The sequence below is a fragment of the Shewanella sp. FJAT-52076 genome (genome assembly GCF_019457455.1).
Taxonomy (GTDB): Bacteria; Pseudomonadota; Gammaproteobacteria; order Enterobacterales; family Shewanellaceae; genus Shewanella; species Shewanella zhangzhouensis.
In genome coordinates this window covers 141768-159281 of record NZ_CP080415.1, presented here as the reverse complement: position 1 = coordinate 159281, position 17514 = coordinate 141768, and the positions used below count along the sequence as shown (strand labels likewise).

Genomic DNA, 17514 nt, shown 5'->3' with positions numbered 1-17514 from the left:
GCTCACTCTATGCCCCACAGGTGCAGGAAAAATGCGTATTCCAGCGCCATATCCTCAAACTGGCGATAACGGCCCGACTTGCCACCATGCCCGGCTTCCATATCCGTCACCAGCAGCAGTTCATTGTTGTCGGTTTTCAGCTCGCGCAATTTGGCGACCCATTTGGCCGGCTCAAAGTACTGAACCTGGGAGTCATGCAGGCCTGTGGTAACCAACAGATGAGGGTATGGCTGACGGGTCACGTTGTCATAGGGTGAGTAGCTGAGCATATAGTCAAAGCTCGGCTTCTCGTTGGGATTGCCCCACTCGTCGTACTCGTTGGTGGTCAGCGGAATCGACTCATCCAGCATGGTGGTGACCACATCCACAAAGGGTACACCGGCGTGGATGGCCAGATACCTGTCGGGCGCCATATTGGCCACGGCGCCCACAAGCAGGCCTCCGGCACTGGCACCACTGGCCACAACCTTGCCTTTGGCGCCGTAACCTGCGCTCACCAGTGCGTCGGTCACATCAATAAAGTCGGTGAAGGAGTTTTTCTTGTCGAACATGCGACCGGCATCATACCAGGGCCTGCCCAGCATCTCGCCGCCCCGTACGTGGGCGATGGCATAAACCACGCCTCTGTCGAGCAGGCTCAGCGCCGACAGGGAAAAGTCCGGGTCGACCACGCTGCCATAGGCACCATAGCCATACTGGTAGAGAGGATTGGTGCCATCTTTTTTGAATTTGTCTTTGCGATACACCACAGACACGGGCACCAGCACGCCATCCCGGGCGGGCAGCATCAAACGTTCGCTCTGATAGGCGCCTGCTTCAAACCCCGGCACCTGAAGCTGCTTAAGCAACTTACGCTCACCGGTATGAATGTTGTATTCGTAAGTTGCATCCGGGGTAGTCAGGCTGGAATAGCCAAAACGTATTGTATTCGCACTCTGGTCCCGATTGGTGCCAAGCCAGGTCACATACGCGGCCTCATCGAAATGGATTTCCCGGCCCTGGCTGCCATCCGGATCGTAGACCCGTATATGGGTAGCGCCCGCTTCCCGGGTTTGCAGCACCAGGGCGTCTTTGAGCAGCAGCATATCTTCGATACGCACCTGCTCGTTATAGGGCACAACGTCCTGCCAGCGGGATTTATCGGCGGTATCCTTGCCGCTGACTTTCATCAGACGGAAATTGGTGGCCTGCCAGTTGGTCAGCACATAATACTCATCCCCCTGCTTGGTGATGGCATATTCATGGCCTTCTTCCCTCGGCAGGAAAGGAGCGAACTTGCCCAGCGGCTGGTTGGCATCCAAAAGCTGCACTTCGGTGGTCGTGGTGCTTTCATGGAAAAGTAAAATCCGGCTGCCATCGAGGGTCTTGCCAAGTCCGATATAAAAGCTGTCATCGGTCTCTTCATATACCAGCACATCTTCGCTTTGCGGTGTTCCCAGGCGGTGGCGATACACCTGATAGCCAAGCAGGGTCTGGGGGTCTTTGGCGATGTAAAACACATGTTTGCCATCGTTGGCCCACACGGCCTCGCCTTCGGTGTTTTCCAGCACATCGGCCAACAGCTTGCCGCTGACCAAATCTTTGAAATAGAGCTTGTAAATGCGGCGGCTCAGCAGGTCTTCCCCGAAGGCCATAAGCTTGCCATCTTCACTGACGCTGACATTGCCAAGGGAGTAAAACTCCTGCCCTTCGGCGCGTTCGTTGGCATCCAGCAGCACTTCTTCCACGCCGTTCAGGGACGCCTTGCGGGCGATGATGGGGTACTCTTTGTCACCTTCCACCCTGCGGTAATAGTATTTGCCATGCCACAGATAAGGCACAGAGCTGTCGTCCTTCACCATGCGGGCCGTCATTTCGGCAAACAGTTTTTCTTTTAACCCTTTCCAGGGTGCCGTTCGGGCTTCGGCGTAGGCATTTTCGGCATTGAGATGGGCTATCACATCCGCGTCGGCGCGGTCATCGTCCCGCAGCCAATAGTAATCATCCACCCGGGTGACCCCATGGTGCGTCATTTCATAGGGCACCTTGGCCGCAACAGGGGCCACAGGCGCCGCATCTTCCCGGGCAAGGGCTCCTGAATGTTTATCGATATTGTGACTGCATGCGGACACCATTAAACATACTCCTGCGACCAACGCCTGTCGTTTCATACCCAAATCCATCGGTTATTCACATTATGGGGAACATCAAAATTATGCCGAACATAGTGCCTCGGCCCATCACATCAAGGCAAGGGCAAGGTTTGCATTCGGCGCACCGGTAGCAGACAATGTGCCCGCCCGGTGCAAACACCGGGTGAAGTTACATTCTCAGGGCGGGGTGAAATTCCCCACCGGCGGTAAAGGGGCATCTTTGGATGTCACAAAGCCCGCGAGCGCCTGCGAGCATGGTTTTGCGCAGGGTCAGCAGATCCGGTGATCCCGTTAACGGGTATTCCGGAGCCGACGGTGTTGTCTTGGTGCCGGGAGTTATCCCTGTCAGCCAGGCTCAGTCCGGATGGGAGAGAATGGTCGAGATTATCCGGTTAGGACACCGTCTCAGCCCCGGCTGAAACGCGCCTGCCTGCGGTCTGATGACCGCGGTCAATACCGGTTTTCGCACCTTAACACCTTGCCGTGTGGCACAGGTGTATCCTGCTATGCCCTGATCCAATAACCCTATGTGCTTTAAGGAACTATTATGGATCAGATTCAAACATCCCCTTCACTGCTGGCGCAGTTCGGTAATCCGCTTGCCCGGGTCGATGCCGCCCTCGATGCACTGCGTCGCGGCCAGGGTGTGCTTGTGGTCGACGATGAAGACCGTGAAAACGAAGGCGACCTGATTTTTGCCGCCGAGTCGCTTACCAATGCGCAGATGGCCATGCTTATCCGCGAGTGTTCAGGCATTGTGTGCCTGTGTCTGACCGATGAGCGGGTGCGCCAGCTTGAATTGCCCCCCATGGTGGAGCAAAACAGCAGCCAATACGGTACTGCATTTACCGTGAGTATCGAAGCCAGGCAAGGGGTCACCACAGGCGTGTCTGCCGCTGACAGGGTCACCACCATCAAGGCCGCCATTGCCGATGGTGCCAAACCCAGCGATCTTGCCCGTCCTGGTCATGTGTACCCGCTGCGGGCACACCCTGCCGGCGTACTCGGACGCCGTGGTCATACCGAAGGCACAGTAGACCTGATGCGCCTGGCGGGGCTTAAGCCATTTGGCGTTTTGTGCGAGCTGACCAACCCCGATGGCACCATGGCGCGCCTGCCTGAAATCATCGCATTCGGCCGGACTCACCAGATGCCGGTGCTCAGCATCGAAGATCTGGTGCAATACCGTGAGGCACTGATGAGCCAAAGCGCCTGACGCTCATTGGGCCATTAAGTGCCTGTTCTGTCAGGCACTTAAAACAAAAGGCGACCAGTGGTCGCCTTTTGTTTTAAAAGACCAGGGTCGCATATCTGTGCCATCACCGAGCACACTCCAGGGAACACGTCACCCCCAAACGGGTAAATAACCGAATGATTACTCTGATTCACACAGTTTTTTCGTGGCTTTTGTGATGTGGATTAGAAATCCATGAACTAGTGGTGCCCCTCGGCCAAAGGCTGTGTTAATTCTTTGCGACTCTATAAGCCCCGGCAAGGAAGAAGTAGGGGACTATCTCGATTCACCATGGAGCTCTTTTGCAAATGGCCTCGCTGCACGACTACAGCCTCAGACAGAAGCTTATCCTGTTTGCAGTGCTGCCTATTCTTACCCTGGCTATCTTTGGCATCATTCGCGCCATGGGCCTGCATCAGGAATTTCAAACAGCCAGTCGCAATGCCCTCGCCATTCAAATCAGCGGTGAAACCGCCGAACTCGTGTATGCGCTGCAGCATGAGCGCAGCCTGAGTATGAATTATCTCAGTGATAAACCCACCATCACGGAAATGGATCTCAAGGCGCAGCAAGCCAAAACCGATTTAAGTTATCGCCATTTGCTGCAAAGTCACGTACTCGAAAGATTCAGCCAAGGCCTTGCCGGTGACGAGGCCATGACCTTCAACGAGGTCATGGGCAATATCAAGACCAGTGCCAATCGTCTGCCTCTGGTGCGTCAGGCCGTACGGCAACATCAGTGGGATGAGCCGGGTTTCTTCAATCGTTTCAATGATGAACTCCTGCTGCTGGTCAATCAGTTGCAGCACCAGACCAATGATGCCGCCCAGTCGCGGGCTTACTCCGATCTCTTGCTGGTCCTGAGAATTCAGGAACTGGCGGCGCGGGAACGGGGCCTGATGACACGGCTGCTGAGTGCCAACACTCTGGAATTATCCTCATTCAACCTGCTGGAAACCCTGATAAAAGAACAGCGTCATGGTGAAGACCTGGCGTTGGATACCTTTGAAGAACACCACAGGGTGCTGCTGCAAAAGCTGCAATCATCCCTGCCCAGCCAACAGGTGGAAAACATCCGCGCCCAGGTGGCACAGCAACGTAACATCAGCCAGTTGGCCTGGGAGATGTCCGACAGCCTGGGTTACGGTGGGCTAATCCACAGCTATAAAAATTTCCTGCTGCGGGGCGATGAAGTTTACGCCGGCCAATTTAACCAAAAATGGGATGACATGAGCCTGCTGCTGGCCAAACTCAAGGCACTGCCCAATCTCAGTCCTGAGCAGCGAGGGGCCATCGATGAGATCAAACATACCTTGCTGCAGTACCACACGGGCATACCCAAAATCCGCCAGCTCAGAGCCGCCGGTATGCCTGTGCAAGCCATTGATGCCCAATTAAGGGTGGATGACTCACGGCTGCGAAACGCCCTGGACACCCTGAGATACCCGGCTCCGCCGGTGAACGCCCGCCTGTGGTGGGAGCTGGCCAACGAACGCACCGCCATGTTGCAGGACATGGCGCGCAGCATTGCTGCCCATATCCAAAGCCTCAGTCAGTACCAGATGACAATATCACTAACCTATATCGGCATTTATGCGGCATCGGCGTTGCTTACCCTGATACTGTCTTTGCTGCTGGGGCGTAAGATCACTGCCAGCTTTATGGGGAAAATCGAAAGCATTGCCTCGGACATGCAAAAAATGGCCGACGATCCCAAGCTGGAGCTGACGATTAAAACCAAGGGCAGTGACGAGATTGCCGCCATGGCCGAGGCCATGAACAAGATGCTCAAGGAGCGTAAAAAGTACCGCCAGGCCCTGGTCAGGGCCGCTGCCGTATTTGAATATTCCGCCGAAGGCATCATGGTGACCGATGCCGATAACCACATCGAGCTTATCAACCCCGCCTTCAGCCAGATCACCGGCTACGGCATTGAAGAAGTGAAAGGCCGAAACCCCTCCATTCTCAGCTCGCACCGCAATCCGCCGCATCTCTATGACGCCATGTGGGAGTCGCTGCGCAGCACCGGCAAATGGGAAGGCGAAATCTGGAATCGCCGTAAAGATGGTGAGGTCTACCCCGAATATCTGGCCATTACACTGGTGCGGGATGATGAAGGACAGATAGTCCATCATATCGGCCTCTTTATGGACATCAGCCGCCGCAAGCAATACGAGCAGGACATCTGGTACAAGGCCAACTTCGATACCCTCACTGACCTGCCAAACCGCAAACTGCTATCAGAAAGACTCGGCCACGAACTGAAAATGGCCGAACACGACGGGCGTAAACTGGCGGTGATGGTGCTGGATCTCGATAGATTCAAGTACATCAATGACACCCAGGGCCACGATTGCGGCGACCTGCTGCTCAAAGCCGTGGCCAAGCGATTGCAAACCGTTATGGGGTCCACCGACTTTATTGCCCGCCTCGGTGGCGATGAGTTTGTGATAGTGCTGCCCCGTCTGGCGCAGGAACATGCCGTCGAGCAATATGCCAAACGTTTGCTTCAATCCATGGCGGACCCCTTCAAAGTCGAGCAGGGCACAATGTCTGTGTCGGCCAGCCTGGGAATCGGCCTGTATCCCCAGGACGGGCTGGATGTGGAAACCCTGCTCAGTAATGCCGAAACTGCCATGTATGGTGCCAAGGACGAGGGACGTAATCACTTCAAATACTTCACCCAGGAAATGAACCTGGCGCTGATTGAGCGCCTGGGCATGGAACATGACTTGCGCCGGGCCGTGGCCAACGACGAGTTTTGCTTGTTCTACCAACCCGTGGTGGACATGGAAAGTGGCGAGGTCACGTCACTGGAAGCCCTGCTGCGCTGGCAGGACCCCGAGCAGGGACTGGTCTCACCGGTGCGCTTTATTCCGGTGGCGGAAGACATGGGATTGATGGGTGAACTGGGGCAGTGGGTGATGGACAAGGCACTGGCCGATTTGGCCCGCCTCCATGCCATGGGGTTTGGTTTGAGCATGGCCATCAACGTGTCGGCGTGCCAATGCCACTGTAAGCGCCAGAGTCTGGACGAGCAGCTCAGAAGTGCACTGTCCCGCCATGGTATTGCGCCCCGCCATCTCCATGTGGAAATTACCGAGAGCCTGCTGCTGGACAACAGCCATCACTGCCTGGACACCCTGAACAATATTCGCGACCTGGGCTGTGCCATCTATCTGGACGATTTCGGTACCGGCTATTCGTCCCTCAGTTATCTGAAAAAATTCCCGATTTCAGCCATCAAAATCGATAAAAGCTTTGTGGAGCAGCTGCCGGGTTGCGAGTCGGATGCCAGCCTGGTGCGCGCCATTGTCAACATGAGCAAATCATTGGGCATGAAACTGGTGGCAGAAGGCATCGAATCCAAAGATCAACAGGCCTTTTTGCAGGCGCTGGGCAGTCAGTTTGGTCAGGGTTACCTGTATTCGCGCCCTCTGCCCTTTGAGGAATTGCTGCCGTGGCTGGAACGCCGCCAGCACAGTCAGCCGGACGGATTTGCCTATCAAAACAGTTAAAAAAAAGCGGCCATTGGCCGCTTTTTCATTTCAGAGCAGCATTACTGCGCCGAGGGTTTCATGATGCTTTCGGCCTCTTGGGTCGCCAACATGGCCAAATCTTTATCGATAAAGAACAGCGCCTTGCCATCTTCGCCAACCAGGCGGATTTTATCGACAATGCTTTTGAACAGCTTTTCTTCTTCATGCTGCTCGGCCACATACCACTGCAGGAAGTGGAAGGTGGAATAATCCTGTGTTGAAAAAGCCGCATGGGCCAATTCATTGATTTTACGGGTGATGGTTTGCTCATGCTCGTAGGTGTACTCGAACAGAGACAGCAAAGACGTAAACTCGGCTTTGGGTGCGGCAATGGCGCCAATCAGCGGCACACCCCCGGTTTCGCTGACATAGGTAAACAGGCGGCGCATATGGCCCATTTCCTCGTCGGCATGGGCACGCATAAAGTGGGCGGCCCCTTCAAACCCTTTATCCTCACACCAGGCACTCATCTGCAAATACAGATTGGAAGAGAAAAATTCGAGGTTAATCTGCTCGTTGAGCTTTTCAATCATGGTGGCAGCCAGCATTGTTGCGTCCTTTATACGTCTTTTTCATGAATCGGCATTGTCACCAAGGCAATAGCAAAGATCAATAAAATTTACCTAAATCAATGATTTTCAAATAGTAACACTTATCATTATTGCTGATAGTCGAGTTACATTTGCTTACCAAGCAAACATGTTCTGTTTACATATAACCACTAAGCTCCTTTGCATAACTATGCCAAGTGCGCCACAACATGAACCTGACCCATTCCAGCACACAAAACCCGGCCGCCACCACAGTGGCGCTAATGCTGATCCTGATGTTTGGCCTGCTTGCCATTGCCAAGTTGCCGATACAGCTGCTGCCCAACATAGAGCAGCCCCAGATTTCCGTTTTCAATAACTGGCGCGCCGCGGCGCCCCAGGAAATGGAATCCAACATCATAGAACCCCAGGAAAACGTGCTCAGGCAAGTGGCCGGAGTTCAGGAAATGACATCCAACATTTCCCAGGGGTTTGGTGGCATTACGCTCACCTTCGAGGTGGGCACCAATATGCAGGAGGCGATGATTAACGTCATCAACGCCCTCAATCAAACGCCCCCCAGGCCGCTGGATGCGGGCGAGCCCTTTATCAACGTGGGCGGCGGCAATGGTGGCACCCCCAACCTGGCATCCCTGCTGATTTACACCCTGCCGGATAATCCGCAAACCGATTTATCCCAATACCAAAAGCTCATTGATGATTTGGTTGAACCCAGACTCAGACAGATAACTGGGATCGGCGCCGTGCAGCTACAAAGTGAATTACCCAAGGAGCTGCACATTGAATTTGACCCCTTCCGGGCGGCTGCACTGGGTATCACGTTAGACCAGCTCAGAAGCACCATTTCCCGCGCGGCAGACATCTCCGGCGGCACCGCCAAGGTCGGGCGGCGGGAGTACACGGTACGTTTTGCCGGCCAATATCGCCCCGAGACACTGGGGCAACTCATCGTGGCCTACAATGCCGGTCGCCCGGTGTATCTGCATGAACTGGCTGACATTCGGGTCACCACAGCCGAGCAGCGCGGTTTCACCAAACGTAATGGCTACCCCGCCTACTACATCACCTTGGAAGGCACCTTCGATGCCAACACGGTTGAGGCCCTGGATGGGGTCAATCAGGCCATCAAAGATCTGAATCGGGACGTACTCAATCCCCGCGGGCTGACGCTGGAGCTGTCATTCGATGCGTCGGTCCACATCAAACGTGCCATCCTGCTGGTTAAAGGCAACCTGGGTATTGGGGTGCTGCTGGCACTGCTGATTTTGTATGGCTTTCTACGGGATATCCGCGCCACCCTGATGATTGGGATCACCATACCCCTGGCACTGCTGATAGCCTTTATCACCCTCGAAGCCATGGGCAGAACCCTGAATATCATCTCTCTGGCGGGGCTCGCCTTTGCGGTGGGCCTGGTACTGGATGCGGCCATCATAGTGCAGGAAAACATCGTCAGGCTGCGGCATCAGGGTATGGCGCTGGCTCAGGCGGTACTCACGGGCACGGCACAGGTGAAAGGTGCGCTGCTGGCCTCCACCGCCACCACAGTGGCCATCTTTTTGCCGGTACTCTTTATGCCCGGCGTTGAGGGGCAGCTCTTTTCGGATTTGGCACTGACCCTCTCGGTGGCCGTGGTGTCGTCTTTTATCAGCGCCATCAGTGTTATCCCGATGCTGAACATGCTGTGGCTGAAAACCGATACTCAGCAAAGCGGCAAAGACTATTGGCAGCCGCTGAGCGCCTGGGTCAAACGCCTTACCCTCACCCGCAAGCTCGCGGCCTTCTGGTGTGCGCTGCTGATTGTGGGCACGAGTGCCCTGAGCCTGCTGCTGATGCCCAGGGTCGATTTTTTACCCCAGGCCAGTGGTGACGGCATCTTTACCTTTTTCTCTCTCCCTCCCGGTGCCAACATTGATGCCATGGAAGCCGAACTGGGTACCCGCCTTATCAGCAGGCTGAAACCCTATTACGACAAAGAAAAACAGCCATATATCAAGGGTTATAACTTCTCGGTTTTCGGCGCATTCAACGTGCTATTTATCTACCCGGAAGACCCGACCCGTATCGATGAGATGCTGGGGCTGCTGAATAACGAAATTCTCAAGGATCTGCCGGACACCCAGGCGTTCCCCAATCGCAGCACCCTGCTCAACTTTGGCTTTAACGGCGGCCGCGCCATCAATATCGACCTGATTGGGCCGGATATGGAGCAGCTGATGTCGGTGGCGTCGGCGGCCATGCCCCTGATCAACAACGCCATGCCTGGCGCCGTGGTACGCCCCATTCCGGGGCTGAGTCTGGCACAGCCCGAACTGCAGCTCATCCCGGACGAGCACCGACTTGCCCAGGCCGGGGCGGATCGCACCCAAATTGCCAACGCCATCCGCGCCTATACCTCGGGCCTGTGGGTGGGCGAGTATTTCGACGGCAACGAGCGCATGGATGTGCTGCTCAAGGGCCCCGAGTGGCAATACCCGGAGCAACTTGCCGCCACACCGGTTTATACCCAGGGAGCAGGCGTGCAGACCATAGGCGAACTTGCCACCATTCAGCGCACCGTTGGCCCCACCCAGTTGCAGCGGGTCAATGGACGCCGGGCCATCTCGCTGCTGGTGATCCCGCCCCAGAATCTGTCAATGGATGAAGCCATGGAGCAGCTCAATGGCGGCACCCTGGATGAGATCCGCGCCCTGCTGCCCGCCGACGGCTCGCTGGCGTTTCGAGGCACCGCCGACCGCTTAAGTCACACCATCATGCAAATGGGCACCAACTTCCTCATGGCGGTGGTTATCCTGTTTTTGTTGATGGCAGCCCTGTTCAAATCCGTGAAGGACAGCCTGTTGGTGATCCTCTCCATGCCCATGGCAATCTGCGGCGGTGTATTGAGCCTGCGACTGCTGAATCTTTTCAGCTTCCAGAGCCTGGATTTGCTCACCATGATTGGCTTTATCATATTGCTGGGACTGGTGGTCAATAACGCCATCCTGTTGGTGGACCAAACCCGGCAGGGCAGCCGTGAAGGCCTGTCGCTGGACGATGCCATCTATCAGGCCGTCGCCACCCGAGCACGCCCCGTGTACATGAGTACCCTCACCAGCATTTTCGGCATGCTGCCCCTGATGCTGGTCCCAGGCGTGGGCAGTGAAATCTATCGTGGTCTCGCCGCCGTGATTGTGGGCGGCATGACCTTCAGCGCCCTCTTCACCCTCGTTCTCATGCCCAGCCTGCTTCGTCTTACTGCCACCCAGGCCATCAGCACCAAAGCCCTGACACAAGAGGTAACTCAATGACTTTTTTTAAAACTTCCCTGCTGGCATTGGCGCTGATACTCAGTAATCAGGTGCTGGCAGCAGATGCGCGTTCCGTCGGGGTGGCCACGGTGGAACAGCGCCCCCTGTCACCCAAACTCATGGTGGTGGGTACAGTGCACAGCCGCAGTCTGGCCCAGCTGACCACGGGCGTTACCGGTAAGCTCGAGTGGGTGCAGGAAGCCGGAACCCGGGTCGCAGCCGGTGAGGTAGTTGCCCGTTTGGATGCCACGCCGCTGACGCTGCAACTGGCCGAACAACAGGCACTGGTCAATCGGGAAGAAATCGCACTGGCGCGCCTTGAGCGGAATCTGACCCGACTGGAACGTCTGGCGGCCAGCCAAAGTATTTCACGCACCGAAATCGACGATACCCGTTCCGAGCGGGATCTGGCCAAAAGCAGCCTGGAGCTGGCCAAAGTCAGGCTGGATATCATCCGTGATAATCTCGCCCGCACCCAGCTTAAGGCGCCCTTCGGCGGCATTGTTATCGCCCGCAGTCATCAGGCGGGTGAAGATGTAGGCCCGGCCGAGCCGGTACTGACCATCACAGACCCCGACCATCTGGAAATAAGACTCCATGCCCCCCTGAAACACAGCCGCAGGGTGAATGCCGGAGATGAGCTCAAGGTGTATCACAGCAACGGCGAATTCAGTGCCCGCATCCGTACCCTGATACCCGTATCGGATGTGCGCAGCCAAACCTTTGAGGCCCGCCTCGACCTGCCTGAGGACATGGCCCGGGAAATCAACATAGGTGAACTGGTGTCCATGGCCCTGCCGATAGCACCGGCGACCTTAACCACCCTGGTGCCCAGAGACGCGCTGGTACTGCGATCCAGCGGCGCCAGTGTGTTTCGGGTTACCCCCGAGCAGACCGCCGAGCGTATTTCCGTGACCCTGGGAGACGGTGAAGGCCCCTGGATAGCGGTGCGGGGCGAACTCAGCGCCGGTGATACCGTGGTAATTCGCGGCGCCGAGACCCTGACCGACGGCATGAAACTCTCCGTGCAGCAGGCAGCAACCCAGGCCACGGCCAGCGCCAAATAGCCCAATTTGCACCTACCCAGACAGGCAAAGGTGAGCCAATTCACACTTTTTGCCTGTCTGGATCATACAGTTACCCCGCCATGCCATGGCATAATGGCTGCCTTACATCCAAGCAAACCAATCCCAGGGAGCCTGAATGCCCAGCCAAGACCCATGCAGCAAACCCGAACTCATGCATCCGGATGAGGCCATCAAGAAACTGCTCGAGCAGGTGAATACCATTTCGGATACCGAGGTGGTTACCCTGAACCACGCCTTGGGACGGGTATTGGCCGAAGACTTGAAGAGCCAGCTGGACTTGCCCCCATTCGATAATTCCGCCATGGACGGATACGCCTTCCGCTTTGGGGACCTCGAGACATTCAATGGGGTATTGACCCTCAAGGGCCAGTCCTTCGCAGGCCATCCCTTTAAGGGCCAACTGGCCGCCGGGGACTGTGTCCGCATCATGACAGGCGCGCCGATTCCGGCAGGCCTCGACACTGTGCAGATGCAGGAAGAAACCCGCGCCGAGGGCGATCAGATCCATATCAAGGCGCCCAGGGCCACCGGTGAGCATGTGCGCCGCCGCGGCGAAGAACTTAAGGCGGGTGATACAGTCCTTTGCTCCGGGGTACGCATTCGCGCCGCCGAGCTTGGGGTGTTGGCCACGGTGGGCATCAGCCAGATCCGGGTATATCGCACCCTCAAGGTTGCTTTTTTCTCCACCGGCGACGAGCTCATGCCCGTTGGCAGTGAACTGGCACCGGGGCAAATCTATGACTCCAACCGCTACTCCATTCGCGGGTTGCTGGAAAAGTCCGGTTTTGAATGGCTGGATCTCGGGGTGATCCCCGATAACCCCGAAGCCATTCGTCAGGCGTTTCGCGAGGCGGCGAGCCGCGCCGATGTGGTGCTGACCTCAGGTGGTGTGTCAGTGGGAGAAGCCGATTTCACCAAACAGATCCTGAGCGAAGAAGGGCAAATCACCTTTTGGAAACTTGCCATCAAACCCGGCAAACCTTTTGCCTGTGGCCGCATCGGCAAGGCATTGTTCTGTGGTTTGCCCGGCAACCCTGTGTCCTCCATGGTGACCTTCCAGAAACTGGTCTGGCCCATGCTGCGCAAAATGCAGGGTATGCCCCAGCGCCCACCGCTGTTGGTGGAGGCCACACTGGCGAGCGCCATTCGACGCCAGCCCGGACGGGTGGAATATCAGCGCGGCATACTGACCCGTGAAGACAAGGGCCTCATGGTGCGTACCACGGGTGGCCAGGGTTCGGGTATGTTGACCTCCATGAGCCTCGCCAACTGCTTTATCCATTTGCCCCAATTTCAGGGCAGTCTGGAGGCGGGTGAGACTATTCTGGTTGAACCCTTCGACAGCATTTTGGACTGAATCCGATGACCGACGACATACTCTCAGACACAGAGCTACTGCGCTACAGTCGCCAAATCTCCATTAAATCCATGGACATAGATGGGCAAGAAAAGCTGAAACAGGCTCGGGTGCTGGTGATAGGCGCTGGCGGCCTGGGCTGCGCCGCGGCCCAATATCTTGGCGTAGCCGGTGTTGGTGAGCTGACCCTGGTGGACTTTGATACGGTGGAGCTGTCGAACCTGCAACGCCAGGTGCTGCACCGGGACAACCGCATCGGCATGCTCAAGGTGGAATCGGCCAGGCTGGCACTCAACGAGCTCAATCCCCATGTGCAGATAAATCCCATCGGCCGGGTGCTGGACGACCCTGAAATGGATGCCCTGGTCGCCGATCATTCTCTGGTGCTGGACTGCACAGACAATGTGGCGGTGCGTCAGCAGCTGAACCGGGCATGCTTTGCCCATAAGGTACCGCTGGTATCGGCTGCAGCGATTCGCATGGAAGGCATGATCACCGTGTTTGACTATGCCGGAGGCAGCCCCTGTTATCAGTGCTTCGCCAGTCTGTTTGGTGAGCAGCAATTGACCTGTGTCGAGTCGGGTATTCTGGCTCCCGTGGTGGGATTGATGGGGTGCTTACAGGCGGTTGAGGCCATCAAGCTGATAACCGGCATGGGCAAGCCGCTGCTGGGGCGGCTGTTGATGGTGGATGCCATGACCATGGAGATGCGCCAGATGATGCTGCCCACGCAGCCCAATTGCCCCGTTTGCGGTGATGCCACAATTTAAACTCCGGGCAGGGCGGCTTCGCTTTTCAGTAAAATGGCTTGGGATCGACATCCAGGCTGGATGGGGAGACGCCCCGCTCTATGTTCAGGTCTGACTTGAGCAGGTCGACAAAATTCACTTCGGTGTAGCGTCTGTGCTTGAGTGAGTAAAAACATTTCACTATCGGGCTCAGGGCATCCCTGTCTTTGGATTCCCAGACAATGCCCACACGCCCATCCGACAGCTCCACCAGCGACCCTACAGGATACACACCGATACAGCGGATAAATTCGTACACCAGGTCTGTGTCCAGATGGAAAGGGGTCAGGCTCAGCAAAATCTTAAAGGCGGCCGCAGGGCTCATGGCCTCTTTGTAACAGCGGGTGGCCGTCAGGGCATCGAAGATATCCACGATACAGGACATGCGGCCATGGAGCGGGATTTCATCGCCCTTCAAGCCACGGGGATAACCGCGACCATCGAGCTTTTCATGGTGCATCAGGCACACATCTTTTGAGATTTGCGACAAGTCCGAAGCTTCGGCCATGATATCCAGCGCATAAAACTGGTGCAGTTTCATGTGCTCAAATTCTTCCGGAGTCAGCTTGCCCGGCTTATGCAAAATCTTGTTATCAACCTTGATTTTACCAATGTCGTGCAGCACACCGCCCACGGCCATCTGCTTTAAGGTGTCACGGTCGAGGTTTAAATACTTGCCAAAGGTCACCAACAGGAAGGCCACATTTACCGAATGCTCAAGCAGATAGGCGTCTTTATCGCGCAGCGCCGACACACATTTGAGGGCATCATCATCAAGCATGATGGACTCAATCATGTTGTCGGCCAACGCTTCAAAAGGCTCCACTTCAATAGCTTTGCCTTCGAAGGTTTCTGACAATACCTTGCGGATAAGCTCCTTGGCTTCATCGAGGAGCTTTTTAGCCTGGGTTTGGCGCAGGTCACGGTTGGCGCGGGAGGGACGTGTTGCCCCGGCAGGTACTGAAGTTCCCGGAGGTGACTTGGGTTTGAGACCGGATTCGTCGGAAGAGCGCTCCACATCCACCCACACATGGTGAATGCCGCTTTTGACCAGCTTGGCGATGGTTTCCCGGCTCTTGATTTGCCCGGCATTGGCAACGGCGACCTTGCCGTTATTTTCAATGGCCGCCACAAACATGCCTCGGGTGAGCTTGCTGACAGGCAACTTTAACAATGCCGCTTCTGGCGCCCTATCGGCCATGTCACTCACCCCCAACGTCAACAATGAAAGCCTGAGTATAATGCCAAGCCACAGAAACGCAGCCTGCCCGACGCCCTGGCTGCCACATTAACGTTTTGTGGCCAAGCCCCCGGGAGTCGCATTGTATGACGGCAGCCAGTACCTTTCCAGCATTTACGCGAATCCTTTTTGTAGCATTTATGTGCAAAATGACACTGGCTTCAGGGTCCAAGAATTAAAGGCTGTTGTCGGGATGAAGACGTTTGAGATACAGACACTGAAAGCTGCCCTGCTCCCATCGCCGCCAGGCGCAGTTCACACAGGATAGGGGCACATCGTCGACTTGCTCGTCCTCATCATCCGGGACAAATCCCTGACACGCCCCGGCCGCAAGGCGTGCCTCGGTCAGCGACACGCCGTGGCGATACCACCAGCGGCCCCCACGGCATTCAAAAAAGTCGGTCATCAGTACTCCTTGAGTTCCTGTTTGCCGGCGTTGCGCCAGGCACCGTCGCGGAAACTCACCAGAATGGCACTGCGTCCCTGACGCCACACGGCCTTGAGTTTACCCCTAACCCGCACCGGCACCTCGTCGGCAAGCTCGGTATCGTCAAGGGCAATCACGGCATCCACACCGGTTTGCGCCAATAAGACCGATACCGGCAGGCTGAGCTCATCGTCCCCCTGCCCCACATCGAAATGGCCCTTGAGGCGACCATCGTTGCCCTCGAGCCGCAGCCCCAGCCCGGCCAGCGCACCTATCACGCCCTGCCCCGTGCCACCGTGCTCACTGAGGTGGACCCCAATGTCTGCGGCCAAGCCATATGCCTCATCCTTGGTCAGTACCCGGCGTTTGGCGGCGAGACCGAACTCAACCAAGGCCGCGTTTGACGTAAAGGAAGAGAGGCACATGAAGGCCAGGCCCGGATCGGCCGCCGCGGCCGACTCGGCTTCAAGCAACTCACTCGCCAGCTGCTTGAGCCGCTGGGGCGATATGTCACCTTTCAGCGCAAAACACATGGCGCTGTTGTGTGAGGTGTAGGGAATATCCGGATGCACCAGCAATTGGTGGCGCGTCACCGGGGACGCCACACCGCCGCAATCAGTCGCCAGTATCTGTCCCAACTGCTGGGCTATATCCCCTGTGCCACGGGTGCCGATATCGTCGGTGTCATCGATGGCAATCAGGTATTCAGGCAAAGTCGACATCAGGATTCCTCCGACGAAGCAATAAGGTCATGGGCCTTAAGTCGCCGGATGACCGGCGGAATAAGGGCAGCGCCCACCAGGGCAAACACAAATCCACCGGCAAACTCCATGGCACCGGCCAGCAAGGCGGCAGGCAGTGCCATGCCCGCAAGCAAGGTGCCCACCACATCTCTGAGGCCCCAGGCCAGGGCACCGGCAAACGCCAGCATGCCAAGACGCAGGTAAAGCCCTGCCATGCGATTGCCGGGCTTGATGGCAGGCAATATCAGCGCCATCAGCTCCATCGCCGCCGCCGGCGCGCCAAATTTCACCAGCAACAATACGCCCGATTTACCCACGCCTAACATCATGGCAAGGAGACCCGACAACAGGCCACAAGCCAGCATGGCGCCGGGACGCGCTACCACCAGATGGCAAAGCAGGTAGAAAAAACTCATCAGCAGCATGGAATGGCCGGATAACCCCAGCTTGAGCCTCAACATGCTTTTGAGGGCAATCATCAGGGCAGCACAAAAGCCGATAAACAGCGCTTGTTGTAAACCCAATTCAGTCTTCATCGTGCTTTCCTCTGTGGGGCCAGTGACTGGGGTTGGCACTCTGGCCAAACCCACGACTCTTCGCTGCCAGTGCCTGGCGCCGGGATAATTTCAATAACTCAATCAGCAGTGGGCTTATTACCGTGTGAACCAGCTCTTGCCAATTCAGTGGATTAACCAGGTCTTTCGCCCCAATTCGTGCGCCCCTGAGCCGCTGTAGCCGGTAGATGTCCCGCGCCTCGCTCAGCACAAAGGGCAAGGCGTTGAGCGAGGCCGACAGTACAAAAGCCCAGCGCGGTGACAGCCAGTTCGCAAAGAAGGCGCCAAGGCGTTCGGGCGCAAAGCGTATTGCCAGATACCAGGGCGGCAGAAATGCCAGCAGCAGCCTCAGCGCCACCAATGCCGCCTCGCCCAAACGTTCACTGCCCCAAAACAGGCCGTAAATGGCACTGGTGAGCAGCCATTGCCAGACAAACAGCAGTACCAGGGGTCTGGGGCTGGCAAAGCGGCTGCCATCGATGGCCATGGCGAGCCCGGCAAGTCCGGGTAACCACAGCCAAACCGGGGGCGACATCAGGGCCAGCATAGACATACCAAGAGTGCCAAGGAT

The 17514-nt window shown here is 56.6% G+C and carries 13 protein-coding genes and 1 riboswitch; of the genes, 6 read left to right on the top strand and 7 right to left on the bottom strand.

All coding sequences use genetic code 11. The features are described 5' to 3' along the window. Positions 1–2 precede the first annotated feature (2 nt). Positions 3–2150: a S9 family peptidase gene (locus K0H79_RS00690; RefSeq protein WP_220077001.1), complete on the bottom strand. Its 2148-nt coding sequence runs from the start codon at positions 2148–2150 to the stop codon at positions 3–5. Positions 2151–2301: 151 nt separating this feature from the next. Then, a riboswitch (FMN riboswitch) is annotated at positions 2302–2512 on the top strand. Positions 2513–2679: 167 nt separating this feature from the next. Between K0H79_RS00690 and ribB the strand changes: the two genes are divergently transcribed. Together ribB and K0H79_RS00680 are read left to right on the top strand one after the other, a co-directional pair. Beyond that, positions 2680–3348, top strand: coding sequence for a 3,4-dihydroxy-2-butanone-4-phosphate synthase (ribB, locus tag K0H79_RS00685; protein WP_220077000.1), 669 nt, complete (start codon positions 2680–2682; stop codon positions 3346–3348). 326 nt (positions 3349–3674) lie between these two features. After that, complete coding sequence (locus tag K0H79_RS00680; RefSeq protein WP_258405513.1) at positions 3675–6884, top strand: EAL domain-containing protein; 3210 nt, start codon at positions 3675–3677, stop codon at positions 6882–6884. A 41-nt stretch (positions 6885–6925) separates the two neighbouring features. Here K0H79_RS00680 and ftnA read toward each other — a convergent pair whose 3' ends face one another. Continuing rightward, the gene (gene ftnA, locus K0H79_RS00675) at positions 6926–7453 is read right to left on the bottom strand and encodes a non-heme ferritin (protein WP_220066315.1); all 528 of its coding nucleotides are present in this window, start codon (positions 7451–7453) and stop codon (positions 6926–6928) included. Positions 7454–7665: 212 nt separating this feature from the next. Between ftnA and K0H79_RS00670 the strand changes: the two genes are divergently transcribed. From K0H79_RS00670 to moeB, 4 genes are all read left to right on the top strand, one after another. Then, complete coding sequence (locus K0H79_RS00670) at positions 7666–10746, top strand: efflux RND transporter permease subunit (protein WP_220076998.1); 3081 nt, start codon at positions 7666–7668, stop codon at positions 10744–10746. Then, complete coding sequence (locus K0H79_RS00665) at positions 10743–11813, top strand: efflux RND transporter periplasmic adaptor subunit (protein WP_220076997.1); 1071 nt, start codon at positions 10743–10745, stop codon at positions 11811–11813. Before K0H79_RS00670 ends, K0H79_RS00665 begins: the two co-directional genes overlap by 4 nt. Before the next feature lie 136 nt (positions 11814–11949). Further along, positions 11950–13191 (top strand): gephyrin-like molybdotransferase Glp, encoded by a 1242-nt coding sequence (gene glp / locus K0H79_RS00660; protein WP_220076996.1) that lies wholly within the window; start codon positions 11950–11952, stop codon positions 13189–13191. A 5-nt stretch (positions 13192–13196) separates the two neighbouring features. Beyond that, positions 13197–13961 carry a molybdopterin-synthase adenylyltransferase MoeB gene (gene moeB / locus K0H79_RS00655; protein WP_220076995.1) on the top strand — a complete coding sequence of 255 codons (765 nt, stop codon included), beginning with the start codon at positions 13197–13199 and terminating at the stop codon, positions 13959–13961. A gap of 25 nt (positions 13962–13986) precedes the next feature. Here the strand turns inward: moeB and K0H79_RS00650 are convergent, their stop codons facing one another. The 5 genes from K0H79_RS00650 to K0H79_RS00630 all read right to left on the bottom strand — a co-directional run bounded on the left by K0H79_RS00650 (position 13987) and on the right by K0H79_RS00630 (position 17496). After that, on the bottom strand, positions 13987–15180 hold the full coding sequence (locus K0H79_RS00650) for an HD-GYP domain-containing protein (RefSeq protein WP_220066310.1): 1194 nt from the start codon (positions 15178–15180) through the stop codon (positions 13987–13989). Between the two features lie 214 nt (positions 15181–15394). Further along, positions 15395–15625: a hypothetical protein gene (locus tag K0H79_RS00645; RefSeq protein WP_220066309.1), complete on the bottom strand. Its 231-nt coding sequence runs from the start codon at positions 15623–15625 to the stop codon at positions 15395–15397. Further along, positions 15625–16359: a DNA-binding protein gene (locus K0H79_RS00640; RefSeq protein ID WP_220078053.1), complete on the bottom strand. Its 735-nt coding sequence runs from the start codon at positions 16357–16359 to the stop codon at positions 15625–15627. Before K0H79_RS00640 ends, K0H79_RS00645 begins: the two co-directional genes overlap by 1 nt. 8 nt (positions 16360–16367) lie before the next feature. Continuing rightward, entirely contained in the window at positions 16368–16925 is a 558-nt protein-coding gene (locus tag K0H79_RS00635) for a core component of ECF transporter (RefSeq protein WP_220066308.1), read from the bottom strand. Beyond that, positions 16915–17496, bottom strand: a complete 582-nt coding sequence (locus K0H79_RS00630) for an energy-coupling factor transporter transmembrane protein EcfT (RefSeq protein ID WP_220076994.1) — start codon at positions 17494–17496, stop codon at positions 16915–16917. The genes K0H79_RS00635 and K0H79_RS00630 overlap by 11 nt, the downstream gene beginning before the upstream one ends. Positions 17497–17514 lie beyond the last annotated feature (18 nt).